The 24164-nt window shown below is 66.3% G+C and carries 22 protein-coding genes and 1 pseudogene; 10 read left to right on the plus strand and 13 right to left on the minus strand.

Translation table 11 applies throughout. The annotated features are described in order from the left end of the window. The 3 genes from ACFPU0_RS03645 to ACFPU0_RS03655 all read right to left on the minus strand — a co-directional run. Positions 1 to 293, minus strand: a 293-nt coding sequence (locus ACFPU0_RS03645) for a TauD/TfdA dioxygenase family protein (RefSeq protein WP_377691427.1), incomplete at its 3' end; no start/stop codon positions are given. Positions 294 to 303: 10 nt separating this feature from the next. Beyond that, on the minus strand, positions 304 to 1284 hold the full coding sequence (locus ACFPU0_RS03650; RefSeq protein WP_377691428.1) for a quinone oxidoreductase family protein: 981 nt from the start codon (positions 1282 to 1284) through the stop codon (positions 304 to 306). Between the two features lie 175 nt (positions 1285 to 1459). Then, positions 1460 to 2506 carry a hypothetical protein gene (locus tag ACFPU0_RS03655; RefSeq protein WP_377691429.1) on the minus strand — a complete coding sequence of 349 codons (1047 nt, stop codon included), beginning with the start codon at positions 2504 to 2506 and terminating at the stop codon, positions 1460 to 1462. A gap of 286 nt (positions 2507 to 2792) precedes the next feature. Between ACFPU0_RS03655 and ACFPU0_RS03660 the strand changes: the two genes are divergently transcribed. Beyond that, positions 2793 to 3101, plus strand: coding sequence for a hypothetical protein (locus tag ACFPU0_RS03660; RefSeq protein WP_377691430.1), 309 nt, complete (start codon positions 2793 to 2795; stop codon positions 3099 to 3101). 71 nt (positions 3102 to 3172) lie between these two features. Here ACFPU0_RS03660 and prpD read toward each other — a convergent pair whose 3' ends face one another. After that, positions 3173 to 4657, minus strand: a complete 1485-nt coding sequence (prpD, locus tag ACFPU0_RS03665) for a 2-methylcitrate dehydratase (protein ID WP_377691431.1) — start codon at positions 4655 to 4657, stop codon at positions 3173 to 3175. Positions 4658 to 4788: 131 nt separating this feature from the next. Between prpD and ACFPU0_RS03670 the strand changes: the two genes are divergently transcribed. Next, a complete protein-coding gene (locus ACFPU0_RS03670) occupies positions 4789 to 4932 on the plus strand; it encodes a hypothetical protein (protein ID WP_377691432.1) in 144 nt (47 codons plus the stop codon). Between the two features lie 339 nt (positions 4933 to 5271). On the opposite strand, the gene ACFPU0_RS03675 is transcribed toward ACFPU0_RS03670, so the two are convergent. The 3 genes from ACFPU0_RS03675 to ACFPU0_RS03685 form a co-directional block, all read right to left on the minus strand. Next, entirely contained in the window at positions 5272 to 6243 is a 972-nt protein-coding gene (locus ACFPU0_RS03675) for a CobW family GTP-binding protein (RefSeq protein ID WP_377691433.1), read from the minus strand. A 25-nt stretch (positions 6244 to 6268) separates the two neighbouring features. Further along, positions 6269 to 8008, minus strand: coding sequence for an amidohydrolase (locus ACFPU0_RS03680; protein ID WP_377691434.1), 1740 nt, complete (start codon positions 8006 to 8008; stop codon positions 6269 to 6271). Between the two features lie 96 nt (positions 8009 to 8104). Beyond that, positions 8105 to 9688 carry an amidohydrolase gene (locus tag ACFPU0_RS03685; protein ID WP_377691435.1) on the minus strand — a complete coding sequence of 528 codons (1584 nt, stop codon included), beginning with the start codon at positions 9686 to 9688 and terminating at the stop codon, positions 8105 to 8107. A gap of 154 nt (positions 9689 to 9842) precedes the next feature. Here ACFPU0_RS03685 and ACFPU0_RS03690 point away from each other — a divergent pair, with 154 nt between their 5' ends. The 5 genes from ACFPU0_RS03690 (at position 9843) to ACFPU0_RS03710 (ending at position 14974) form a co-directional block, all read left to right on the plus strand. Next, positions 9843 to 10748, plus strand: a complete 906-nt coding sequence (locus ACFPU0_RS03690) for a LysR substrate-binding domain-containing protein (protein ID WP_377691436.1) — start codon at positions 9843 to 9845, stop codon at positions 10746 to 10748. Positions 10749 to 10988: 240 nt separating this feature from the next. Next, a complete protein-coding gene (locus ACFPU0_RS03695; protein ID WP_377691437.1) occupies positions 10989 to 12080 on the plus strand; it encodes an ABC transporter ATP-binding protein in 1092 nt (363 codons plus the stop codon). An 82-nt stretch (positions 12081 to 12162) separates the two neighbouring features. Continuing rightward, a complete protein-coding gene (locus ACFPU0_RS03700; protein ID WP_377691438.1) occupies positions 12163 to 13278 on the plus strand; it encodes an ABC transporter substrate-binding protein in 1116 nt (371 codons plus the stop codon). 10 nt (positions 13279 to 13288) lie between these two features. Beyond that, positions 13289 to 14125 (plus strand): ABC transporter permease, encoded by an 837-nt coding sequence (locus ACFPU0_RS03705; protein WP_377691439.1) that lies wholly within the window; start codon positions 13289 to 13291, stop codon positions 14123 to 14125. Positions 14126 to 14131: 6 nt separating this feature from the next. Further along, positions 14132 to 14974, plus strand: a complete 843-nt coding sequence (locus ACFPU0_RS03710; protein WP_377691440.1) for an ABC transporter permease — start codon at positions 14132 to 14134, stop codon at positions 14972 to 14974. A gap of 176 nt (positions 14975 to 15150) precedes the next feature. Here ACFPU0_RS03710 and ACFPU0_RS03715 read toward each other — a convergent pair whose 3' ends face one another. Beyond that, positions 15151 to 15903: a class II aldolase/adducin family protein gene (locus tag ACFPU0_RS03715; RefSeq protein WP_377691441.1), complete on the minus strand. Its 753-nt coding sequence runs from the start codon at positions 15901 to 15903 to the stop codon at positions 15151 to 15153. A 92-nt stretch (positions 15904 to 15995) separates the two neighbouring features. Here ACFPU0_RS03715 and ACFPU0_RS03720 point away from each other — a divergent pair, with 92 nt between their 5' ends. After that, a complete protein-coding gene (locus ACFPU0_RS03720) occupies positions 15996 to 16883 on the plus strand; it encodes a LysR substrate-binding domain-containing protein (RefSeq protein ID WP_377691442.1) in 888 nt (295 codons plus the stop codon). Positions 16884 to 16995: 112 nt separating this feature from the next. Here ACFPU0_RS03720 and ACFPU0_RS03725 read toward each other — a convergent pair whose 3' ends face one another. The 4 genes from ACFPU0_RS03725 to ACFPU0_RS03740 form a co-directional block, all read right to left on the minus strand. Beyond that, positions 16996 to 18027: a LacI family DNA-binding transcriptional regulator gene (locus ACFPU0_RS03725; protein WP_377691443.1), complete on the minus strand. Its 1032-nt coding sequence runs from the start codon at positions 18025 to 18027 to the stop codon at positions 16996 to 16998. Between the two features lie 192 nt (positions 18028 to 18219). Continuing rightward, positions 18220 to 19830, minus strand: a complete 1611-nt coding sequence (locus tag ACFPU0_RS03730; RefSeq protein WP_377691444.1) for a 5-guanidino-2-oxopentanoate decarboxylase — start codon at positions 19828 to 19830, stop codon at positions 18220 to 18222. 362 nt (positions 19831 to 20192) lie between these two features. After that, complete coding sequence (gene ilvA / locus ACFPU0_RS03735; protein ID WP_377691469.1) at positions 20193 to 21707, minus strand: threonine ammonia-lyase, biosynthetic; 1515 nt, start codon at positions 21705 to 21707, stop codon at positions 20193 to 20195. Positions 21708 to 21993: 286 nt separating this feature from the next. Further along, on the minus strand, positions 21994 to 22185 hold the full coding sequence (locus ACFPU0_RS03740) for a hypothetical protein (protein WP_377691445.1): 192 nt from the start codon (positions 22183 to 22185) through the stop codon (positions 21994 to 21996). 158 nt (positions 22186 to 22343) lie between these two features. Here ACFPU0_RS03740 and ACFPU0_RS03745 point away from each other — a divergent pair, with 158 nt between their 5' ends. Next, positions 22344 to 23522 (plus strand): murein transglycosylase A, encoded by a 1179-nt coding sequence (locus ACFPU0_RS03745; protein ID WP_377691446.1) that lies wholly within the window; start codon positions 22344 to 22346, stop codon positions 23520 to 23522. Between the two features lie 70 nt (positions 23523 to 23592). Next, a pseudogene (locus ACFPU0_RS03750) lies at positions 23593 to 23733 on the plus strand (LysR family transcriptional regulator); the annotation flags it as partial. 20 nt (positions 23734 to 23753) lie between these two features. On the opposite strand, the gene ACFPU0_RS03755 reads toward ACFPU0_RS03750, so the two are convergent. Next, positions 23754 to 23891: a hypothetical protein gene (locus tag ACFPU0_RS03755; RefSeq protein ID WP_377691447.1), complete on the minus strand. Its 138-nt coding sequence runs from the start codon at positions 23889 to 23891 to the stop codon at positions 23754 to 23756. Positions 23892 to 24164: the final 273 nt, after the last annotated feature.

Here is a 24164-nt window from a genome sequence, read left to right on the forward strand (position 1 = left end):
TGCCAGGCGTTTTCGTAGCGGTCGTTGGGCTGGTCCGGGTTCTTGTAGATGCGCACCAGGCCGGGATGCTCCGGGTCGCTGCCGGCCACCGGGTGGTCTTCCAGCTCGCCGAAGCGGCGGGCGAAGGCCACATGTTCGGCGCGGCTGATCTTCTGGTCGCGGAGGAACAGCACCTTGTGCTGGAGCAGCAGGGCCTTGATCTCGGCGAACAGGCTCTCGTCACGGGCAGCGTCACCCAGGTTCACTCCACTGATTTCCGCACCTATGGCACAGGTCAGTTGCTCGACTTTCATGGCCGCGCCCTCAAATGACGAAGATCGAAGAACCGGTGGTCTTGCGCGATTCCAGGTCCCGATGGGCCTGGACCGCGTCCTCCAGCGCATAGTGCTGGTTGATGTCGATACGGATGCGGCCGTTGCCGACGTGGTCGAACAGTTCGCCTACCAGCTCGGCCTTCTCGGCCGGGTCGGCGATGTAATCGGCCAGGGCCGGACGGGTGATGAACAGCGAGCCCTTCATCGCCAGCAGCACCGGATCGAAAGCCGGGATCGGACCGGATGCGGTGCCGACGCAGACCATCAGGCCACGGCGCTTGAGCGAATCCAGGGAGGCCATGAAGGTGTTCTTGCCGACGCTATCGAAGACCACGTCCACACCGCGTCCGCCGGTCAGCTCGCGTACGCGCTTGGCGATGTCTTCGTCGCTGTAATTGATCACGTGGTCGCAGCCGTGGGCGCGGGCGACTTCGGCCTTGGCCTCGGTGGAGACGGTGCCGATCACGGTCAGGCCGAGCAGCTTGGCCCACTGCGAGACGATCAGGCCCACGCCACCTGCGGCGGCGTGCAGGAGGATGCTGTCGCCTTCCTTGAAATCATGGATGCGGCGCATCAGGTAGGAGGAAGTCAGGCCGCGCATGGTCATGGCGGCAGCGGTCTCGAAGGAGATGGTCTCGGGCAGCTTGATCAGCGGAGCCGCCGGTACCAGGCGCTCGGTGCTGTAGGCGCCGAGGGTGTTGATGAAGCCGGTGTAGGTCACGCGGTCGCCCAGGGCGACATTGTTCACGCCCTCGCCCACCGCCACGACCACACCCGAAGCCTCCACCCCGATGCCGTTGGGCAGCGGGATCGGATAGGTTCCGTTGCGGAAATAGGTATCGGCGTAGTTCAGGCCTACGGCGACGTGACGGATGCGCACTTCCCCTGGACCGGGGTCAGCGACCTCGACCTCTTCGTAACGAAGAACTTCCGGGCCCCCGGTTTCATAGAAGCGAACGGCTTTGGCCATGCCTTTTCTCCAATCTGCATTCTTGTGGTCGGGTCACGGACCCATGGATTGGACTCTAGGCATCTGCTCCTGACGGTGCTTCTCATCGCACGACAGCAGCTTCTCATTTCATGACAGCGCTCCCCGCGCGGGCCGGATGGCCTGCTGGGCGCGGGTGTCCAGTGGAGGAGGATCGTCACTCCCAGGGCACCGGCACCACCTTCGGTTGCGGCTCGAACTGGATGGGCAGGGTTTCCGTCTGCCCCAGGCTGCCCTCCACCTGCCCGGACAGGTGGAACACGCCGGCCATCACGCCGGTCTCGGTATTGCGCATCAGCTCCAGCCATTCCTCGTCGAACGCCTCATTGAGGCTCTTGCGCAAGTGCGCTTCCCGACCGGGCCGTTCGTCTTCCTGGAGCATGGCGGTAAAACCGGTGAAGCCAAGGGAGAGCACCGAACCGGCCACCCGCCCGACGAAGCTCGACACTACGCTGACCGCGCCACTGGTCATCATTTCCGATTCCAGTTGCTCACTGGTCTGCCGGGTGATGGACGACAGGCCCGAATCCGTGGCCCAGGCCCCGGCACCGCTGGGTGAATGGCGGATGCGTCCCATCAGGGCGGCGAAGGCCGGCAGCTCTTCCAGCGGATCGGCACGCAGAACCTGGTACAGCGAGGCGCTGTGCTCAGGGGGTGGCGCAAGCTCGATGGCCGGGATCTTCTTCAGGTGCTCGTCGAACTGGTCGCCAGGTACGCCGCGTCGCTCGGGGATCAACTGCAGGCGCTGGTCGAGCTGGCGGATGTAGAGCCGGGTGGCCTGTTCCATGACCTCGTCGGGATCGATCTCCCTGGCCACCGGCTCCAGCACATGGTCGTCGTAGGCCTCCTGCAGGTAACCGGTCAACCGGTTCACCGTCTCCTCCCGCTCACCGTCGGAACTCAGGCGGTACCAGGCCACCTTCATGCTCAGCCACTTGCGCGTCCAGAAGCTGGAAAACCACGGGATGAAGTCGGAATCGGTGCGCTGGTACACCAGGTCCATCCAGCGCTCCATGGAGTCCTGCGCGTAACTGCGGGCCTGGCTGGTGGCGGTCAGGGAGGCGGCGGCGATATCGCGGTCGACCTGCCGCCAGGTGCTCTGGGAAACCACTACCGGCGGCGCTGCTTCCGGGGCTCGCTGCGAGGCGCACCCACCCACCGCCGCCATTGCGGCGACGAAGAGGATGGAAACCGCCAGACCCATGGCTCCGTGGAGCCAGCCCGGCGTGGGTCCTATCCCGCTTTCGGGAGGACCGCTTTCAGCGCTCATGGGGGCTTGTCCGCCCTACAGGCCGTCCGGCCAGGGTTATTTGAGTATAGGAAGCGGCCACCCTCCCCGCCCCGCCGCAAGACGGACTGCACTACGGAGCAAAATGCCGGGCCCGCGGTCTGATCAGGCGCCAGGTCGCCAGCCGCCCGACAGACGTGCCGGCCACCGGCTATCACCAGCCGTTTCGGAATCGAGGTATGAAATGAAAACAGGCCCGCTCATGGGTATGTTTCTCCTGGTCGCAGCCATTGCCGGCACCGCTCCGAGTGCCCTGGCCGACTACAGACGGGACAGGGATGACGCCAGGGTCGAGCGGTACCGGGACGGCCCGTGCCGGGTCAAGGAAATCACTGACCGCGGCTACTACAGGAAGGTCATTCGCTGCCCCGACGGCCGCGGCAAGACCTGGCGACGCGGCGAATGGCACCGCGACTTCCGCGACGGCCCCTGCCGCGTCCGTATCGAAGCGTCCCGCGAAGTCTTCGACAAGGAAAAGACCTGCCGCGGACGACATTACGACGACTACTGATCGTCCTCCGCCACGACCCGCCGCCTGTCCAGGCCAACAGGTGGCGGCTGGCGCAGGCACCGCTAGCGGCCTCAGGCTACGAACAGCTCCACGAAGCGGTCCACCGGCATCGCCTCGAGCGCCGCCTGGTCCTTGCACAGGGCGAAGATCTGCGCGCAGCGCTGGGGGACGAACCGGGTCGCCAGGCTGGCCCTGAATTTCTCTTCCAGCAACGGCATCCCCTCGCTGCGCCGCCGGCGGTGGCCGATGGGGTATTCCACCTCCATCTTTTCCGTGTGCCTGCCGTCCTTGAAGAACACCTGCACGGCATTGGCGATGGAGCGCTTGTCGGCTTCCAGGTATTCGCGGCTGTAGCGCGGGTCTTCGACTACCTCCATGCGCTCGCGCAGGCGATCGATGATCGGATGGGCCTTGTGGAAGTCATCTTCATAGTGCTCGGCCACCAGGTTGCCGAACGCCAGGGCCACGGCCGTCATGTACTGGAGGCAGTGGTCGCGGTCGGCGGCATTGGCCAGGGGGCCGACCTTGTCGATGATGCGGATGGCCGACTCCTGGGTGCTGATCAGGATGCGGTCGATCTCGGTGACCCGATTGCGCACCTGCGGGTGCAGGCGCACCGCCGCTTCGCAGGCGGTCTGGCCATGGAATTCGGCGGGGAAGCTGATCTTGAACAGGATGTTCTCCATCACCTGGCAGCCGAACCCCAGGGCCAGGCTGAAGCAACGCTGCTCCGGCGGCTTGGTGGCCAGGTCCTTGTTGGTATGGCTGAAGGACACGTCGTAGAACCCCCACTGCGGCGCACTCAGCACGCCGGGCACCCCCATCTCGCCACGCAGGGCGATATCCGCCAGGCGCACGCCACGGCTGGTGGCGTCCCCCGCCGCCCAGGACTTGCGTGAGCCGGCGTTGGGCGCGTGGCGGTAGGTACGCAGCGCCTGGCCGTCTACCAGGGCGTGGGAGATGGCCGAGAGCAACTGCTCGCGGTCCGCGCCCATCAGCCAGGCGCAGACTGCCGTGGATGCCAGCTTGACCAGCACCACGTGGTCCAGGCCGACGCGGTTGAACGAGTTTTCCAGGGCCATCACACCCTGGATCTCGTGGGCCTTGACCATGGCTTCCAGCACCAGGCGCATGGTCAACGGCGCCTCGCCACGGGCCACGCGCCGCTGGGACAGGTGGTCGGCCACGGCGAGGATGCCGCCCAGGTTGTCGGAGGGGTGGGCCCATTCCGCCGCCAGCCAGGTGTCGTTGAAGTCCAGCCAGCGGATCATGCTGCCCAGGTCCCAGGCGGCCTTGACCGGGTCCAGCCGGTAAGGCGTTCCCGGCACCCGCGCGCCCTGGGGCACCTGGGTACCCTCCACCAGCGGCCCGAGCAGCTTGGTGCATTCGGGAAAGCGCAAGGCCATCAGCGCACAGCCGAGGCTGTCCATCAGGCAGTTGCGCGCGGTATCCAGTGCCTCCACGGATTCGACCCGGTAGGCCAGCACATAGTCGGCTATGTCCTGGATCACCTGGTCATAAGGGGGGCGCTGGTTCAAGTCGACATTGCCGCTCATGGTCATACTCCACCTCAGCCGATGCAGACAGTGTATGCCGTATGCCGAAGCGGACCATTCGACCGACGGCCGGCTGGCGGCGCCGGATTATGCTGCGCTTGAAGGAAGGGATTGACCCGGAGGAACCCGCGATGAGCAGCGACCCCAATGTCCGTACGCCCGCCCCCAGGCCCCAGGGCCCGAGCCAACCGCCGGAACAGGTGCCGGCCGCCGATGTGAAACGCATCAGCGACAAGGCGCCGAGCAAGGACAGGAAACCGGATGACTGGGAGTGAGAATGGGCAGGCCTTCGGCCCGCCTGGCGAGTAAGCATCCACGTTCGTAGAACCTGGACTTGCGCTAGCCCCCTGGAAGGGGGCGAATCCTCCCCCGGCACAAGACCACCCCCCTTTCGCCTGGCCTGGACCCTAGGGTGCGCTGCGCGCACCGATTCCGGGATCGGCTTCGGCACCACGTCGAACCGCCGGTGCGCACGGCGCACCCTACCGGATCGGCTTCATCCTGCCAGCCCGGACATTCGAATCGTCACAGGCAGAGCCGCTGACTCATGACCACGTCCTCAGGACGTGGTTTCCCAAGTTCAAATGACTTCGCCCCTACAAGTGATGCCAGCCTCAGGCCACACAAGCCTCGAACGCCGCCTGCAACGCCACCGCATCGATGGCCCCGTGCTTGCCGATGACGATCAACTGGGTATGCGGCGCCCTGTCCTCCCAGTTCTCTTCCGGATTGATCTCGCTGCGGCTGCCCACCAGGTGCAGGATGCAACGCTTGCCCGGCGCCTCGGCGATCTGGCACACGCCCTTCGCCCGGTAGATATCGGCCGGCAGGTTGGCCAATGCCTGGCGCAGGGCCTTCAGCGACAGGGGCCGGTCGCTGGAGAAGCTCCAGGTCTCGAAGATCGCGGAATGATCCGGCGCCGGAACGGTCGTCATCAGCGGGTGCGGCGTAGCGCCTGCCGGCCGGAAGCTCCAGCCGGCCTTGAAGCGCCCGACCCCCAGCACCAGCTCCAGCGGCACCTCGCCGTACTCGCTCTCCAGCAACCGGGCCTTGGGATAGAGCCAGCGAACCTTGAGGGCCTCCAGCTGTTCACGGCTGACACGATCCACCTTGTTGAGGACGATGATGTCCGCCACATCCAGCTGCTCCATGGCCAGCCGCGCCATTTCGCCTTCCAGGGACTCGAACTGTTCGGCATCCACCACCGTGAGGATGCTGTCGATGGCCAGCGCCTCGCGGAACTGCGGGTAGCGCAGGGTGTTGGCGATCTTGCCCGGGTTGGACACTCCGCTGGCCTCGATGACGATGTATTCGGGGCGGTTCTGGCGGTCATCCAGCAGGCGGCCGAGCTGTTCGATCAGGTCGCTCTCCACCGTGCAGCAGATGCAGCCGTTGGCCAGGCTGACGGTGGTCCGGGTCTGGCTGACGATCAGCTGGCTGTCGATATTGATGGCGCCGAAGTCGTTGACCATCACCGCCATGCGCAGGCCGTGGTCGCTGGTGAGGATGCGGTTCAGCAAGGTGGTCTTGCCGGCGCCGAGGAATCCGGACACCAGGGTGACGGGTATGGGTTCGTGTCTGCTCATGATCCAGCGTCCTGTCCCGGCTCCCTCAAAGAATGTCCGGCAGCTCGCCCTGCCAGGTCGCGGCATAGACCGAATCGGCGAATTCGCCATGGCGGTCCCAGGTCACCTCGCCTTCCAGCAGGGTCAGCTGCACCTGGGTGGCGTGGATATTGCCCTTGGGCGCCACCTCGAAGAGGTTGCGATCCAGCACGATCAGGTCGGCGGACTTGCCCACTTCGATGGAACCGGCCTTGTCCTCGATGCCCATGCACCAGGCGCCGTTGAGGGTCATCACGCGGATGGCCTGCTCCAGGCTGATGGGCTCGCCGTAGAAGCGCCCCTCCTCTTCGCCGTAGGGATTCTCGCGGGTGACCATGGCCTCGAAACCGATCCAGGGGTTGATGCTGGACACCGGCCAGTCGGTGCCCATCACCGCCACGCCGCCCTGCTCCAGCACACCCTTGAAGTTGTAGGCGCGCTGCATGCGGTCCTCGCCGAACACCGCGCGGGCGTAGGCGAAGGAAGACGGGAACCAGCCCACCGGGGAAAACTCGGCGGTGACCTTCAGTTCGGCGAAGCGCGGCAGGTTGGCGTCCAGCAACGTGGTGCTGTGGGCGCACTGGTGGCGCACGCCGCTGTAGCCGTTGCGCCGGCGGGCCTCGGCCACGGCGTCGAGGAACAGGTCGGAGGCGCCGTCGCCGGTGCAGTGGGCGATCACGCGGATGCCACGGCGGTCCATGTCCACCACCATGTCGGTGATGTGTTCCGGAGTCAGGTTGAGGTGACCGCGCCAGGCACTGTCCCCCGGCCAGGCGCTGGACAGGTAGGACGAGCGGGATTCATGGGTGCCGTCGAAATGGAATTTCACCGCGTTGGCGTTGAGGCGGGCGCTGCGGTAGTAGTGGCGCTCGCCGGCCAGCAGCTCCCAGCGGCGCTTCACCGGGAAGATGTCGTCCTGCCAGCTGATGGCGGCCTCCACCCGCACCGACAGCTCGCCGGCCTGGTCGATGGACTTCAACGCATTGAGGCGATGCTCGCAGACGTGCACGTACTTGGTGCCGACCACGCCATGGCCGCTCTGGAACCAGACGCCTTCGCGGTAGGCGCGCTTCAGCGCGTGCTGCGGTGTCGGCGGCATGGCGGCGTGGATCATGGCGTAGGCGCCGTCCACCAGGATGCCGGTGGGTTCGCCGGTGACGCTGTCGCGCTCGATGTAGCCATGGCGCGGGTCCAGGGTCTCGGCGTCGATGCCGGCCAGTTCCAGGGCCCTGGAGTTGACCATCATGCAGCCCCAGGAGCGGTCGAGGATGGCCACCGGGCGGTCCGGCAGCACGCTATCCAGCCAGTCGCGGTCCGGCACCAGGCCGGCCTGCTTGAAGGTGTAGCGCACGAAGTACTGGCCGTAGACCCAGCCGTCGCCCGGGTGGGCCGCGGCGTAGTCGAGGATGGCCTGTTTCACCTGCTCGGGCGTCGGGTCCTCCACGCCCACTTCCAGGTAGCCCGCGTAGCCGGGGGCCAGCTTGAGGTCCGGGTGGGTGTGCATGTCGTAGAGACCGGGCATGGCGAAACGGCCCTTGAGGTCGACCACCTGGGTGCGCTCGCCGATCAGGCCGTCCATCGCGGCGCTGGCGCCGACGGCGATGAAGCGCCCGCCACGGATGGCCACCGCCTCGGCCCAGGGGTTGGCCTCGTCCACGGTATAGATGCGGCCGTTGGTCAGCACCAGGTCGGCGGCGCCGACCGGGCCGGGGACGTTGCTGGAGCGGTAGTCGGTGGGGTTACCCATGGCAGTGACACCTTTTCATCGATTGCACGCGGGCTTGTCGCCCGTCTGGGAGATTCGTCTGCAGTGGAGGTTGCGGGCCCGGCGGCCCGCAGCGGGTCATTCGTCGTCGCGGGCGGGAATCCACCACTCTTCGCCACGTACGGTGCGGATGTATTCCGGCCAGCGGTAGCGATGGGGCGCCTGGAAATCCTTCGGCAGCAACGGCGCCTGCCAGCGGCTGCCGCCGATGCCGCCGCCGGTGCGCTCGACGAACTCGGCGCGGGCGGCGGCCAGCAGGTCCGGGCGGGTGAGCAGGTCCACCAGGGTGGCGGCAATGGTCTTGGCCGCCACCTGGATCATCGGGTCGATGGTCTGGCGGATGCCGCCCAGGGCATTGGCGACCCAGTCCGGATAGGTGTAGCCGGCCGGCGCCGAGAGCATCGGCCGCGCCACCAGCAGGCGCACGGTGGGGCAATGCCAGGTGTATTCCGGGTAGTCGTCGGAGGTCAGGTGCTTCTGCCAGGCCGGCATCTGCAGACGCAGCTGGCGCTCGCATTCCTGCGGTTCGATCAGTTCCTCGGTGGCCGGCAGGAAGGGCTTCTCCATGGGTTCCAGGCCCAGGTTGGCCTGGATTTCCCGGGCGATCTCGATGGCCTCGCCGCCCCAGCGCGGCGCGCCGACGGCGGCCAGGTTGTCGTAGGTGGCCTGGGCCATCACATGGTTGGGCAGGCCGCCACGGGACTTGCACACCCAGGTCTTCTTCCACTGGCAACCGGTGGCCAGGGCGGCGGCGGCGGCGTTGTTATCCATCACCTGGGCGATGGTCTCGGCCTGCTCGATGGAGTCGCAACGCAGCAGGTACTGGATCTGCGAAATGTGCGGCGGCAGGTTGTCGGCAGTGGCCTGGCCGGCGGTGAGGATGGCCTCGTTGTAGCTCCACAGGCCGGTGAAGGGCAGCGTGGAGCGGCGCAGGCTCTCGTTCAGGGTGTAGAAGTGCACCAGCGCATCGTTGGCGCCGGGAGCCCGTGCCGCCAGGTGGTTCTGCGGGATCGGGCTGTACTTGTCCGAGGCGATCCAGTTCTGCGGATCTTCGCAGGTGAAGGTGTAGATGTAGGCGTAGGCGATGCCGCAGTGGGTGTCCCAGGTGGTGGTGTTGTTCAGCGGCAGCATGTAGGTGGGGTGGAAGCTGATGGCCGCGTCGAGGTCGTCGTAGTAGCCCTTGGCGGCGTGCACCGGCTTGGAGGCGCGGAGCTTTTCCGCCGGCTCGCCGAAGAACTTCAGCGTGCCCTGGATGCCGTGCTCGAGCATCGCCGCCTTGGCCGCCAGCAGGCCGCCGAGGGCGCTGATGCCCAGCGCGGAATGCGGGTCGGTATGCCCGGGCGCGAAGCGCGACAGCCCGTCGCGGGGCATCTTGCTGGTCGCCGCCGCCTGGCAGTTGCCGGGCACCGCGTCGTACTCGCCATAGGTGGCCAGCACCGGGCCCTCACCGTTCCTGAAGGTGGCGCAGAAGGCCGTCGGCATCCCACCGCTGCCCTTCTCCACCTCGAAACCTTCCTTGCGCAGCAGCTCGACGTACCAGGCGCAGGACTTGTACTCGCGGAAGGCCGGTTCGGCGTAGTGCCAAATCACCTGGTGCCAGTCCGACAGGGTCTTGTGCTGCTGCTCCACCCAGTCCAGGGCGAATTGCTTGGGCTCGTGCATGAACGGATTCCTTGTGAGGTGACGACTCCGGTCCACGCAGAGGGGCCAGGAGCGGGCTGGCCCTAGTATTGTTGAGTCGAGCAATACAACAATCGATTTATTTCGCCACTAATGTTTAGATATTTTCACCTCAAATCTGCACACCGGAGCCTCCATGCGCTTTCCCTCGATGACCGCCCTGCGCGCACTGGACGCCGTCGCCCGGCTGGGCAGCGTGTCCGCCGCCGCCCAGGAGCTGAACCTGACCCGCAGCGCCATCAGCCACCAGATCAGCAGCCTGGAAGAGAGCCTGGGCTTCCCGCTCACCGAGCGCATCGGCCGGGGCATCGGCCTCACCTACCGGGGCGAACGCTATGCCCGCGAGGTGCACCGCATCCTCTCCAACCTGGAAGAGGCCAGCCGCCGCCTGGACGACCAGGAAATCTCCGGGCGCCTCTGCGTCAGCTGCAACCCCGGCTTCGCCACCTACTGGCTGTGCCACCACATCGGCGGATTCCTGCGGGAATACCCGCAGATCCAGCTGCAGCTGATCTCGCCGCGCTCGCCGGACGACGTGAGCAACGCCAACGTCGACCTGTTCATCGCCTACGGCATCGGCGACTGGCCGGACATGACGGTGGAGCAGATCGTCGCCCTGCGCTTCTTCCCGGTGTGCAGCCCACGCCTGATCAACGCCCTGGGCGGCCTGAAGAGCCCCCAGGAGCTGGCCGGCTTTCCCCTGCTGCACATGACCGACTACAGCGACTGGCGGGTCTGGCTTGCCGCCGCGGGCGCATCCCGCGTGGATGTCGCCAGCGGCATCGTCTTCTCCGATGCCCACTGCGCCCAGTCGGCCTGCATCGCCGCCCAGGGCGTGGCCATGGGCGACAACCTGATCAGCGGCGACGCCATGGCCCGCGGGCTGCTGGTGCGGCCCTTCGAGATCGTCATCGATTCCCACCGTGGCTATTACCTGGTGGCCGACCCGCAGAAGGCCGAGCGCCCGGCCGTGCAGGCCTTCGGCAACTGGGTGAAGACCCAGCTGCAGGCCTCGACCCAGCTGTGGTCAGACAACCGCTGAAGCGACAGTCCGTAGGATGGGTGGAGCGGAGCGATACCCATGCGGTCACGAATGATGGGTATCGCAGGCTCCACCCATCCTACGGTTCGGTGCCGATCCAGCCCCATTAATGTCCAAAAAAACTAAACATTAATGGAGAAATAAATCGATTGTTGTAGCGCTGGCTTTGACAATAATGGCCAAAACACCCAATCCGGGGCCCCTCTGCGAGTCCCAGCACAACAAAGGGGAGTAACCAGCGTGCCCAGCAGTCAGGCCATCCAGCTCAGCGCCCAGGGGATCAGGAAGCAGTACGGACATTTCACCGCCCTGGACGGCATCGACCTGGACATCCGCCAGGGTGAGTTCCTCACCCTCCTCGGCCCATCCGGCTCGGGCAAGACCACCTTGCTGATGATCCTCGCCGGCTTCCTCGAAGCCACCGCCGGCCAACTGATGGAAAACGGCGTCGACATCAGCCGCCGCCCGGCCGAGAAGCGCAACTTCGGCATGGTGTTCCAGGGCTATGCCCTGTTCCCGCACATGAGCGTGGCGGACAACGTCGCCTATCCCCTGCGCATCCGTGGCGTGAAGGCCGAGGAGCGCCAGCGCCGGGTCAGGCACATCCTCGAAGTGGTGGGCCTCGGCGCCCATATGAAGAAGAAGCCGGCGGAACTCTCCGGCGGCCAGCAGCAGCGCGTCGCCATCGCCCGCGCCCTGGTGTTCGAGCCCGACCTGCTGCTGCTCGACGAACCCCTTTCCGCCCTGGACAAGAACCTCCGCGAACAACTCCAGGCGGAGCTGCAGCGCATCCACCGCCAGGTGGGCACCAGCTTCGTCTTCGTCACCCACGACCAGGGCGAGGCCCTGGCGCTGTCCACCCGCATCGCCATCTTCAACCAGGGTCGGCTGGCCCAGGTCGACAGCCCGGAAGACATCTACGACAGGCCCAACAGCCGCTTCGTCGCCGAATTCCTCGGCAAGATGAACCTCTTCCCCCTGGCCGACGTGACCCGCAATGGCAGCCATGCCAGCGGCCGTTGCGGCGACAACCAGTTGCACGCCGCCGCCCCGCAAGTCCTGGGCAGCCAACCGCTGCTGCTGGCGGTGCGTCCCGAGCACATGGACCTGCACACCGAGCGCCCGGACCTCAGCGGCCACAACGTTGTCGCCGCGCACCTCACCGAGAAGGTCTACCAGGGCGCCAGTACCCACCTGGCGCTGAAGCTCGGCCAGGACGCCCCGGCCATCAACCTGGCGGTGCCCGGCAACCATCCGGGCGCCCAGCTGGCCAGCGGCACACCGGTCTGGCTGAGCTGGCCGGTGCAGCGCAGCTTCCTCCTGGAAGCCTGAGCCGCAGCCACGCCATCCACTGCGTTTCCCTACAACAACAATCGGCCGCGCCCAGTGGGGCGGGCCACGCGAGGAATTGCCCATGAGCCAGGAACATCAGCGCGACTGCATCGAAGTCCTCATCGAGAAAGCCCGTGGCGGGCAGATCAACCGCCGCACCTTCATCCAGGCCATGGGCCTGCTGGCGGCCGCGCCGCTCGCCATGCGCAGCGGTATCGGCTGGGCGGCGGACAGCAAGCCCCTGGTGGTGGTGAACTGGGGCGGCGACGCCCTCGACGCCTTCCGCCGCGCCTGGACCGACAGTTTCGCCCAGAGCACCGGCATCCAGGTGCGCATCGACGGCGCCGGCCCCACCGAAGGCGCCATCCGCTCGCAGCTGGCCAGCGGCAAGCCGAGCTGGGACGTGGTCGACGTGGACAGCTACAGCGCCATGACCCTGGGCCGCGACAAGATCCTCCAGCCCCTGGACTACAACACCATCCAGCGCGGCCAGGTGGCCCCCGCCCTCGCCCACGACCATGGCATCGCCGGCTACCTGTTCAGCTATGTGATGGCCTGGGACAGCGAGCAGTTCGGTGACCAGGGTCCGGTCAGTTGGGCCGATTTCTGGAACGTCGAGAAATTCCCCGGCAAGCGCACCCTCTACAAGTGGATGAACGGCATGCTGGAAGCCGCGCTGCTGGCCGACGGCGTGCCCGCCGACCAGCTCTACCCGCTGGACGTGCCGCGCGCCCTGCGCAAGATCGACGAGATCAAGCCCCACGTCCTGTCCTTCTGGAGCTCCGGTGCCGAGAGCCAGCAACTGATGATCGAGGGCGAAGTCTCGATGGGCGCCATCTGGAGCACCCGCGCCAAGCTGCTCGCCGAAGACAGCGAAGAGCGCATCCGCTGGGGCTACGACAATGCGTTCCTGAATGCCAGCAGCTGGGCGGTACTCAACGGCAACCCCGGCGGCAGCCAGGAGGCCATGCGCTTCATCCAGCACGCGCTGCAGCCGGAAGGCCAGCTCAAGCTGTTCGAGCTGCTGGGCAACGGCCCGTCCAACAGCGCCACCCAGAAGCTGATGACGGCCGAGCAGCGTGAAGCCGATTGCGCTTCCGAGGAGAACTTCAAGAAGCAGATCTTCCTCGACGTGGAGTGGTACGCCGACCACTACGCCAGCACCCTGGAACAGTACCTGACCCACCTTTCCAAGTGAGCCGCCGCGCATGAGCACAACCCACTCCGCCAACCTGGAGCGCAGCCTTCTGCTGATTCCCCTGCCCCTGCTGCTGGTGGTCTTCTACCTGCTGCCGTTCCTCGGCGTGGTGGGCTGGAGCTTCACCCTGCCGGAGCCCGGCATCGAGCAGTACCAGCGCATCGCCACCGACCCGGCGATCCACGACATGCTCTGGCGCACCCTGCGCCTGTGCCTGACGGTCAGCACCCTGGCGCTGGTCATCGGCTACCTGCTGGCCTACTGCTGGGTGTTCAGCCCGCCGTTCTGGCAACGCATGGTGGAGATCTGCATCTTCATCCCGTTCTGGATCTCGGTGCTGGTGCGGGCCTTCGGCTGGCTGATCGCCCTGCGTGGCAACGGCGTGCTGAACGGCGGGCTGATGGGCCTGGGCCTGATCGACTCGCCGCTGCAGCTGACCCGCAACGAAACCGGCGTGGTCATCGGCATGCTCCACTTCATGATTCCCTACGCCCTGTTCCCGCTGCTCTCCAGCATGCGCCAGCTCGACCAGCGCGTGCTGCTGGCCTCCCGCGGCCTCGGCGCCGGCGCGCTGCGCACCTTCTGGCAGGTGCTGCTGCCGCAGACCGTGCCGGGCCTGCTGGGCGCCTTCATCATGGTCTTCGTGTTCTGCCTGGGCTTCTTCATCACCCCGGTGCTGCTGGGCGGCGGGCAGACGGTGATGATCGCCGAGTACGTCTTCCTGCAGATGTTCCAGACCAGCAACTGGGGCCTGGGCGCCGCCCTCAGCGTGGTCCTGCTGGCCCTGGTCAGCGCGCTGATCTGGCTGCTGCTGCGCATAACCCGTGTCAACCGACTGGTGGGCTGATCGATCATGAACACACATAAAACCGGCCTTTCCACCCGCCTGCTGGCCACGGTCGCCATGGCCTTCATGCTGTTCCCGCTGCTGACAGTCATCCCGGTGTCCTTCACCAACAAGCGCTACCTGTCGATGCCCAAGGGCGATTGGTCGCTGCGCCACTACGAGGCCCTGCTGGGCAACCCGGAGTGGATGGCGAGCATCCTCCAGAGCCTGGGCATCGCGTTTGCCACCAGCCTGATCGCCACCGCCCTGGCGGTGAGCTTCAGCCTCGGCATCTGGTACCTGCGCTCGCGCCTGGCCACCCTGCTGATCGGCCTGGTGCTGCTGCCGATGGCCATTCCGCCGGTGATCTCGGCCCTGGTGCTCTACTTCATGGAGACCAACCTCGGCCGCATCGCCCCCGGCTTCGGCTACGACACCATCCCCGGCGTGATCATCGCCCACGTGGTGATGGTGGTGCCCTACGGCGTGGTGACCATGCTGGTGGCGCTGAGCCAGATCGATCGGCGCATCGAACTGGCCTCGCGCAACCTCGGCGCCAGCCTGATGCAGACCACCTTCCTGGTGGTGATGCCGAACCTCAAGCTGGGCATCGCCTCCACCGCCCTGCTGAGCTTCGCGCTGTCCTGGGAGGAAGTGGCGGTGACCCTGTTCATCACCAGCGTCGACGTCAACACCCTGCCCCGACGCATCTGGGGCGGCCTGCGGGACAACGTCGACCCCAGCGTGGCGGCCATCTCGGTGCTGCTGATCGGCCTGACCCTGCTGGTGCTCTGCGCGCGGCTGCTGTTGCAGTACCTGGCGGCGCGCAAGGCCAGGCAGACGGCGGGAACGGCGGCTGCGCCGGCCTGATGGAAAAAGCCCGGATGAGAATCCGGGCTTTTTTTCGTGGTCACGCCGGGGCACAAACCTGTAGGGGCGAATTCATTCGCCAAGCGGACCGCAGGTTCGCCCTCCGGCCTCGACAGGGGCAGCTTCGCCGCCCTTGGCGAATGAATTCGCCCCTACAAGGAAAAGCCACTACAACCTCAATCCCGGAACGACGGATCGATCCGCTCCAGCCGGCGCAGCTCCGCCTGCCACACCAGGTCCACGCTCTCCAGGTGATAGCGCTCGTTGTTCAGCTGGCGCGCGGTGAACTCGCAAGCCTGGTGATCCGGCACGATCAGCGGCCGGCCGGCCTTCATGGCTTCCAGCTGGATGCGGCAGGCCTGGTCCAGGTAGTACATCAGGAAGTAGGCCTCGGCCACGCTGCGCCCCACGGTGAGCAGGCCATGGTTGCGCAGGATCATGGCCTTGCGGCTGCCCAGGGCGGCGACGATGCGCCCGCGCACCTCCAGGTCCAGGGGCACGCCTTCGTAGTCGTAGTAGGCGAGCCGGTCATGGAAGGTCATGTTGGTCTGGTTCAACGGCAGCAGGCCCTCTTCCAGCGCCGCCACCGCCATGCCGGCCATGGTGTGGGTGTGCATCACACAGACGGCGTCATGGCGATGCATGTGGATGGCGCTATGGATGGTGAAACCGGCGGGGTTCACTTCCGGCGCACTGGGCTCCAGCTTGTTCCCCTCGACGTCGATGGGCACCAGGTTGGAGGCGGTGACTTCCTCCGGACGCAGGCCGTACTGGTTGATCAGGAAGGCCGGCTCGCCCCCGGGCAGGCGTACCGAGATATGGGTGAAGACCTGGTCGCTCCAGCCGTTCAGGTCCAGCAGCCGGTAGGCGGCGGCCAGGTCGGTGCGCAGTTGTTGTTCTGTGGCGTTCATCGGGTCTCCCGCAGGCATGTGTTGTGATCGGGCGGAGACTAGAGCCGCTTGTTGGCCACGGGATATCGATTTATCTTGCCGACACTCATTCCAAAACGTAATGAACTGCCATGCGCCGACTCCCCAGCATGATCTCCCTGACCTGCTTCGCCGCTTTCGCCCGGCACATGAGCGTCACCCGGGCGGCCGAGGAGCTCAGCCTGACCCAGGGCGCGGTGAGCCGGCAGATCAAGAACCTCGAGGAGCTGCTCGGCCGCCCTCTGGTGGAGAAGGTGCGCCAGCGCCTGTTGCTGACCGAGGATGGACGGCGCTACGTGGAGGAGATCAGCCCCCTGCTGGACCAGCTGGAAGCCGCCACCCAGCGGGTCGCCGCCAGCCGCTCCGGGCGCCTGCGAATCGGCGCCGAGCCCTCCCTCACCACCCGCTGGCTGCTGCCGAAGCTCAAGGCCTTCGGGCAGTTGCACCCGGACATCGAGCTGCAGGTGATGAACGACCTGCACCGGCTCTACGACCAACTGGAAGGTTTCGACCTGGCCATCCTCTTTGGCGACGGCCATTGGCCGGGCTTCGAGGCACGCCGGCTGATGGGCGGCGAGATGGTCGCCGTCTGTACCCCGGAATTGCTGCAGCGCCACGGCCCGGTGATGGAACGACGCGACATCCTGCGCTACCCCCTGCTCCACCACAGCGCCTTGGCTGCCTTGGGCAAGTCTTCCACCCAGCTCTGGCTGCTGGACGCGGGGCTGTCGCCACGGGAAATCGACGCCCTGCCCGGCCAGCGCCTGGAGCATTTCCAGTTCGTCCTCGACGCCGCCCTGCACGGGCTGGGGATCACGGTGCTGCCGCGCTATTTCGTGGCACCGGAGCTGGAAGATGGTCAGCTGGTGGTTGCCAGCGCCGACCCCCTGGTGTGCGGGGACTATTACCTGGTGATGCCGGAGGGATGCAGGGATGCCAATGTCAGGACCTTTGCGCAGTGGCTGCTCACGGGCGAATAACCTGTAGGGGCGAATTCATTCGCCAAGCAGGCCGAAGGTCTGCCCTTTGCCCCTGGGAGGGGCAGCTAAGCTGCCCTTGGCGAATGAATTCGCCCCTACAAGGAGGGTGCCCCTACAACCGCCCGAGCGCAGTGGATTCCCGCGCCACCAGCTCGCTACCCACATCCACCAGTGCCTCCCAGGACTGCTCGCCACGGATGCGCTGGCAAAGCAGCTCCACCGTGGAGTTGGCCACCCGCTCGGCGGGTATGCGCACGGTGGTCAGCGACGGCATCGCCACCCGCGCGATGGGCAGGTCGCCGAAGCCGCAGATGCCGAGTTGGTCCGGCACGCGGATGCCCAGCCGCTGGCAGGTGAAGAGCGCGCCGATGGCGGGCATGTCGTTGGTGAAGAAGGCGCCATCGCAATCGATCTCGCCCCGTGCATAGCGCTGGATAACCTCCACGCCGTCGTCGATATGCGGTACCGGTGAGGTGTTCAGGCGCAGGGGCTCGATCCCCAGTCCGGCCAGCACCGCCTCACGGAAGCCGGCGAAGCGCAGGTTCTCCCGATCGTCGTCGTAGCCGAAGAACGCCGGTCTGCGATAGCCGCATTCCACCAGGTGGCGTCCGGCGGCGGCACCGGCGGCCCAGTTGGAGAAGCCCACCACCTGGCCTACGGGCTGGCGCGGCGCCTCGCCCTCGGGCAGGTCCCAGAGTTCGATCAGCGGGATATCGGTGGCTTGCAGCAGTTCCAGGGTTTCCGGCGCGTGGTAGCCGTAGGCGAGGATCAGGCCATCCAGCTGGCGGCCGAGGAAAGCCCGCAGCAGCTTGCCCTCCTCCTCCTGGGAGAAACGGGTTTCACCGATCAGCAGGTGGTAGCCGGCCCTGGCCAGGCCCTGCTGCAGGATCTCGATGGTGGTGGCGAGGATGGGATTGGTGATGGTGGTGATCAGCGCCCCGATGATGCCGCTGCGCCGGGTCACCAGCTGGCTGGCGGCCAGGTTGGGCACATAACCCAGCTCGCGCACCGCCTGCTCGACCTTCTGCCGGGTTCGCTCGGAGACCATGTCCGGCTTGGACAGGGCCCGCGACACCGTCATGCCGGAAACCCCGGCGAGGCGGGCGACATCCTGCAGGGTGGCGGCTTTGTTCTTGGTGGACATCCTGGCCTCTGGCGCCTATCGGGGAGGGGCATTATCCCTACATCAGCCTCCGGGCAACACATGCACCGCTCTTGTGGGGGCGAATTCATTCGCGAAGGGCAGCGCAGCTGCCCCCGGAAATTCGAAAGGCGAACCTGCGGTCCGCATAGCGATTGAAATCGCCCCCACAGAAAAGCGGGCGCCGCGCCTGGGTCAGGCGAGGAACTCCGCGTGCTCCCACACCTCGATCAGCGTCGGGCGGTCGGCCTTGGCGGCGGTCTGCAGCAGCTCGGCCAGGTGTTCCAGGCTCTCGGCCTTCCCGGCGTTGCAGCCGAAGGCACGGGCCAGGCCCTGGAAGTCCGGGGTGTAGATGTCGACGCCGATGGTGGGGATGTCGCGGTTCTGCATGTAGCGCTTGATCTCGCCATAGCCGCTGTTGTTCCACAGCAGCACGATGATCGGCGCGCCGGCTTCCACGGCCGAGGCCAGTTCCGGCAGGGTGAACTGGATGCCGCCGTCGCCGATCAGCGCGATCACCGGGCGCTCCGGCGCGGCCAGCTTGGCGCCCACGGCCGCCGGCAGGCCGTAGCCGAGGGTGCCGTAGCCGGTGGCGGAGTTGAACCAGCTGCGCGGGCGGGTGGCCTCGAACAGGTGGTTGCCGGAGTACACCGGCTGGGTCGAGTCACCGGCCACGATCAGGTCCGGCAGGGTCCGCTGCAGGGTTTCCAGAACCTTGCGCTGGCCATTCCAGGCTTCCGGCCACTGGGCGTCCAGTTGCTCGCGCACGGCGGCGGCGCGTTTGGAGCCCGCGCTGTCGGCGCTGAAGGAGTCGCTATTGCCAAGGGCATCGGCGAGGGCGGCCAGGGCCAGGCGCGCATCACCGAGGATCGCCAGGTCCGCCGGGTAGTTGCGGTTCAATTGCTCGGCATCGATGTCGACGCGGATCAGGGTGCTCTCGATGCGGAAGTTGCCATCGAACACCACGTCGTAGTCGGTCTCGCCCAGTTCGGTGCCGACCGCCAGGATCACGTCGGACTCCAGCACCATCTGCCGCACTGGCACCCAGGCCTGGTTACAGCCCAGGGCCAGCGGGTGGCCCTTGGGCAGCACGCCCTTGGCATTGATGGTGTAGGCGGTGGGCGCATCCAGGGCCTCCACCAGGCGCTGGGCTTCGGCGCCGGCATCGGCGCAGCCGCCACCCAGCAGCACCAGCGGGCGCTGGGCGTTCTTCAGGAGTTCGGCGGCAGCGGCGATGGCGTCGGCGGCCGGGGCCGGGCGGCTCGGCAGCGCGCCGAGCTTGCGGCGGACGTGATCGGCCGGGGCGGTGATCACGTCGATCGGGATCTCGATGTGCACCGGGCGCGGGCGAGCGCCGTTGAACACGGCGAAGGCGCGGGTCAGCACTTCCGGCAGCTCGTCCGGGCGCATCAGGGTATGGCTGAAGGCGGCGACGCCGGATACCAGGTTGCTTTGGGACGGCAGCTCGTGCAGGCGGCCGCCACCCATGCCCAGTTGCTCGCGGTTGTTGACGCTGGAGATCACCAGCATGGGGATGGAGTCGGCGTAGGCCTGGCCCATGGCGGTGGTGATGTTGGTCATGCCCGGGCCGGTGATGATGAAGCACACGCCCGGCTTGCCGGAAACGCGGGCGTAGCCGTCGGCCATGAAGCCGGCGCCCTGCTCGTGGCGCGGGGTGATGTGGCGGATGGCGGTATTGGGCAGGCCGCGATACAGCTCCACGGTGTGCACGCCAGGAATACCGAAGACGGTATCCACGCCAAAGCCTTCCAGCAGCTCAACCAGCAGTTCTCCGCAGGTCAACATGGGCAGTCCTCCAAAGGATGTCGATCAGGAATGGGCGCTACTCTAACACCACCTTGTTAGCGCTAACATCGCTTTTGTCGGATTTGTCTGACATGCCTTTATTGCGGAGGAGCGAACAGGATCGTGGGGGCGATTTCAATCGCCAGGCGGACCATAGGTGCGCCCTTCGGACTCCAAGGGGGCAACTGCGTTGCCCTTGGCGAATGAATTCGCCCCTACAGAGAAGCATCGCTAGTGCGTAGGGTGGATGTCGCTCTTTACATCCACCAACGGTGCCCGGCCCGGCTTCGATTGGTGGACAAAAAGAGCGTTGTCCACCCTACGAGGACACTGTGCGGACCCTGTCCTTCACCGAGGGGGGATCAGCCGAGGAACAGCCGGCAGGCCGGGTTGTCGCTCTCGTCCCGATAGGGATAGCCGATCTCGTCCAGTGCCTCGTGGATCAGGTGGCCTTCATCCTCCGGCACCTCCAGCCCGGCCAGCACGCAGCCATCGGCGGCGCCATGGTTGCGGTAGTGGAACAGGGTGATGTTCCAGTGCCCTCCGAGCTTGTCGAGGAAGTTGAACAGGGCGCCGGGGCGCTCGGGGAATTCGAAGCGGAACAGCTTTTCCTCACCGATGTACGCGGCACGGCCACCGACCATATGGCGGATGTGCAGCTTGGCCATTTCGTTGTCGGTCAGGTCCAGCACCGGAAAGCCCTGGGCCTGCAGGCTCTCCACCAGCGCCGCGCGCGGATCGGTCAGCGGGTGGGTCTGGACGCCAACGAAGATGTGCGCCTCGTCCCCGGAGTTGTAGCGGTAGTTGAACTCGGTGATCTGGCGTCGACCCAGCGCCTGGCAGAAGGCCTTGAAGGCCCCCGGCCGCTCGGGCAGCGTCACGGCGATGATGGCTTCGCGCTTCTCCCCCAGTTCGGCGCGCTCGGCCACGTGGCGCAGGCGGTCGAAATTGATGTTGGCGCCGGAATCGATGGCCACCAGGGTCTGCTCGCGCACGCCTTCGCGCTCGACATACTTCTTGATCCCGGCCACGGCCAGGGCGCCGGCCGGTTCGGTGATGGAGCGGGTGTCGTCGTAGATGTCCTTGATCGCCGCGCAGATTTCGTCGGCGCTCACCGTCAGCACCTCATCGACGAAGTGCCGGCAGACCTCGAAGTTGTGGGCGCCGATCTGCGCCACGGCGACGCCATCGGCGAACAGGCCCACCTGGCTGAGCACCACCCGCTCGCCCGCGGCGAGGGCGGCCTGCAGGCAGTTGGAGCCTTCCGGTTCGACGCCGATCACCTTCACCTCGGGACGCAAGTACTTCACGTAGGCGGCGATGCCGGCGATCAGGCTGCCGCCCCCCACCGGCACGAAGATGGCATCCAGCCGTCCCGCATGCTGGCGGAGGATTTCCATGGCCACGGTGCCCTGGCCGGCGATCACGTCCGGGTCGTCGTAGGGTGGTACGAAGGTCAGCTGCTGTTCCTCCGCCAGCTTCAATGCATGGGCCAGGGCGTCCGGGAAGGCATCGCCATGGAGCACCACCCTGCCCCCACGGGAACGCACGCCCTGCACCTTCAGCTCGGGGGTGGTTCGCGGCATCACGATGGTGGCCTGCACGCCCAGCTCGCGCGCCGCCAGCGCCAGGCCCTGGGCATGGTTGCCGGCCGAAGCCGCGATCACCCCACGGGCGCGTTCCTCGGCACTCAACTGCACCACGCGGTTGTAGGCACCGCGGATCTTGAAGGAGTAGACCGGCTGCAGGTCCTCGCGCTTGAGCAGTACCTGGTTGCCGAGTCGCTCGCCGAGCTGGCGCGCCGGCTGCAAGGGGGTCTCGATGGCGACGTCGTACACCGGTGCGGCGAGGATCTTGCGCACGTAGTGCTTGAGCAGGCCGTCGCGTTCATCCAGCGGGCGCTCGGTGAGTGGGTCGGCGGGTTGGGCGGTGAAGGTGGTCATGCTGGGCTCCTGGTTTCGATTTATTCGCCCAGGAGACAGAAGGAAGAAACCCGCCTCGAGGGCGGGTTTCTGTTTGGTCGTCGGCTAACCCGCCACTGCTGGAATGGCGGTAATAATCGCGGGGCCGGACAACCAAGGGGATTTAGTCATGGCGGGCAATCTAGAGGGACCGGGTCCTTCAGGTCAAGTAGCAATTTCATACAAATGGGGGAAGTCGCCCTCAGACGTGATCGCGAACCACGCGCAGCTCGGCGGCATCCTGGTTCATCCGCTGGATCACATTGAACAGCTGCTGCTTCAGCGCCTGGTCGCCAATGCGGTCGGCGGCGCGCATCACGGCGATGGCGGCGGCCTCGTTATTCATGGCTACCGCATCCAGGGTCTTGCGAAAGTTTTTCAGGGTACGAGTCACCACAGGGATCCCTCCAAAAGCTGCGAGCACCCTATTAGATGATTATTTCCTTTTGATTTCAGTGGCTTGGATCAATGCATCGGGCACTTTGATTTGACCTTGGCGCCACCATTCACCAAGCTAGCCGGCTCCGGATCACCCACCAGGATCATCAACACGTGATTGCCCCCCTCTTCCGCCGGGGCCAGCTGGCGCTGTGCGTCGCCGCCCTGCTCGCCCTGGTCGCCGGTTGCGACAAGGAACCCGAGAAACCCGAGCCGCCCAAGGTCGATACCTACACCAGGGCGAGCTGGGAAGAACTGCCCGCCACCAGCGACCCTGACCTGCTGGCCGGCTTCCGCGCCTGGCGCTCGGCCTGCGCCCGGCTGGCCAGGGACCCGGTCTGGGCGGCCACCTGCGCCAGCGCCGGCCAGGTGGCGGAAGACCCCACGGCGATCCGCGCCTGGTTCAAGGCCCAGCTGGAGGTCTACAGCCTGCGCAACGCGCGCAACAGCCCCCAGGGCCTGATCACCGGCTACTACGAACCGGTCTACACCGGCAGCCTGGAGCACAGCGAACGGACCCCCGTGCCGGTGTACGGTATTCCCGAGGACATGATCGTGGTGGCCCTCGATGGCCTCTACCCCGAACTCAAGGGCAAGCGCCTGCGTGGCCGCCTGGAAGGCCGTGTGCTCAAGCCCTATGACGATGCCGCCGCCATCCGCAGCAACGGCATCGACGCCCCCGTGCTGGCCTGGCTGAGCGACCCGATGGACCTGCAGTTCCTGCAGATCCAGGGCTCCGGCCGCATCCAGCTGGACAGCGGCCGCCAGCTGCGCATCGGCTACGCCGACCAGAACGGCCACCCCTATCGACCCGTGGGCCGCTGGCTGGTCGAACAGGGTCAGCTGAAGAAGGAAGAAGTCAGCATGGGCAAGATCCGCGACTGGGCCAAAGCCAACCCGCAGCGGGTCCCCGAACTCCTGGCGAGCAACCCCAGCTATGTATTCTTCGGCCTCAACCCGGACAGCAACGAAGGCCCGCGCGGTTCCCTCAACGTGCCGCTGACCGCCGGCTACAGCGTTGCCATCGACCGCAAGGTGATCCCGCTCGGCAGCCTGCTCTGGCTCTCCACCACCCGCCCCGACGGCAGCCCGGTGATCCGCCCGGTGGCAGCCCAGGACACCGGTGGCGCCATCGCCGGCGAAGTGCGCGCCGACCTGTTCTGGGGCACGGGCGCCGAAGCCGGCGAACTGGCCGGCAACATGAAGCAGCAGGGCCAGATCTGGCTGCTCTGGCCCAAGGGCGTGCCCTTGCCCAATGCACCGGTGCCGCAGCGCCAGGCCAGCAAGTCATGAGGCTGCCCCTTGGCGCCGGTTCCTCCGGCGCCATTGCCGCCATAGAGGCCTCACCTTCGCGGTTCCGGGGCTGTGGCGGCTGCCACCGGCCGAAGGCATCGTCGACGTCGACATCTTCCTGCTGTGGAACCGCGAGCAGAAGATGACCATCGCCGAGAGCGTGTTCCTGGAAAGCTTCCAGCACAAGCTGGCGACCTGGGATGAAGCCTGACGCAGCCCTGCGGGCGGACTTCAACGGAAATGCGGCCAATGCCAGTGGTGGTGATCCAGCCACGACTTGATGGCGGGCCGGTTGCTCCATAGCGCCATGCCGATGCACAGGAGGATCAGGCAAGCGATGATGATGATGCCCAGGGTGTTAACGCTCATGACGCACCTCCTCGCCAGGCGTCTGACTACAAAGTCAAGCTAGCAAGGCCCTTTTCCTCCGACAAGGGGCTGGCGTCGGACGGCAGCGAGGCCGGATGGCGGCTTGCGCTCGTCGATTTCGAGGGGGACTCCCTGCCCTGGCACCGATGGAAAACAGCGGACACTCGACATGATCGAATGGCGCCATTCCAAACGCGCATAAGTGGGCTAGCATCCGCCAATCATCCTTGTGAAATAACTTCCACTGGCGGGTCGCCCGGTGTGTCGTCCGCA

It is taken from the genome of Pseudomonas sp. GCM10022186, assembly GCF_042656385.1.
Classification (GTDB): Bacteria; Pseudomonadota; Gammaproteobacteria; order Pseudomonadales; family Pseudomonadaceae; genus Metapseudomonas.